Raw genomic sequence first — 1,153 nt, forward strand, 5'->3', positions numbered from 1 at the left:
CGCTTGTGTCTAAGGACCGACTAGATTGCAGGTGAGAGCGGAGTGCGGCAGCCCGTCAGGTCGCAGTGCCTACCAGCACGAGTAGGAGTCAGGGCGCCGCACTCCAAACTCCCTCATCAGCCCGAACAGTTGATCGGATTGCACTCCGGACCGTACAAGCATGGGATTGAGGGAGCCGCTCTCACCGTCAGCCTATAACGGGAGCGCGTCATGAGCATCCATGTCGGTATCGATGTGGCCAAGAATGAATTGGTCGTCCACGCCTTGCCACAGGGGCAGCGTCGTTGCTTTGCCAATTCGGCCCAGGGGCGGGCGGAGCTGGTGGCCTGGCTCAGTGCATTGGGCGCTGACCGGGTGCTGTTTGAAGCCAGTGGCGGTTATGAGGCCCCGCTGCTACGTGTCCTGCATGAGGCCGCACTCCCCGCCGTGCGGATTTCGGCAGATCGCCCGCGTCAACTGGCTCAGGCGCTGGGCCTGAAGGCCAAAACCGACGCCTTGGATGCCCGGATGCTGGCGGTGGCCGCCCAGTTGCTGCCGGCCCCGGTTAGCAAGCCCCTGCCCGAAGCCACCGAGCGTTTACGCCAATGCGTGCACTTGCGAACCGCCCTGGTGGGCGAGCGCGATTCACATCGTCGTCGACTCCAGCAGATATCCGATCCCACCGCCCATGCCATCCAGCACGCATGCATCAACGACCTGCAGCAACGGATCAAGCAACTGGACACGCTCATTGCCGAGCTGCTGTCGGCCACCTTGCCCTTGCAGGGCAAGGCGCCGGGGCTGGGCCCGGTCCTGCGTGCGACCTTGGCTGCGCGCCTGCCCGAACTGGGAACGCTGGACCGTCGCCAGATCGCCGCCCTGGTCGGATTGGCGCCCTACAACCGGGACAGCGGCCGCTGGCGTGGACAACGGCGCATCTCCGGTGGCCGGGCCGATGTCCGGCGCGTGCTGTACATGGCCACCTGGTCGGCTATCCGCAAGGATCCGGCCCTTGGCCAGAGCTATCGCGCCATGGTTGCCGCAGGCAAACCCAAAAAGCTCGCAGTAACGGCATGCATGCGCAAATACCTCACCCGTCTTAATGCCATGCGCCGCGACAATGCCCCTTGGAAAGCCGCTTCAGAGCAGCATGGTAAAGACAGTTGACTCCTAC

Annotated in this window: 1 protein-coding gene; it reads left to right on the top strand. The window is 64.1% G+C overall.

The genetic code is table 11. From position 1 onward, the window contains the following. Positions 1–210: 210 nt before the first annotated feature. Entirely contained in the window at positions 211–1,146 is a 936-nt protein-coding gene (locus tag IB227_RS18390; protein ID WP_225591988.1) for a transposase, read from the top strand. Positions 1,147–1,153 lie beyond the last annotated feature (7 nt).

Origin of the sequence: Stenotrophomonas sp. STM01, assembly GCF_014852135.1 — a bacterium.
Lineage (GTDB): Bacteria > Pseudomonadota > Gammaproteobacteria > Xanthomonadales > Xanthomonadaceae > Stenotrophomonas > Stenotrophomonas capsici.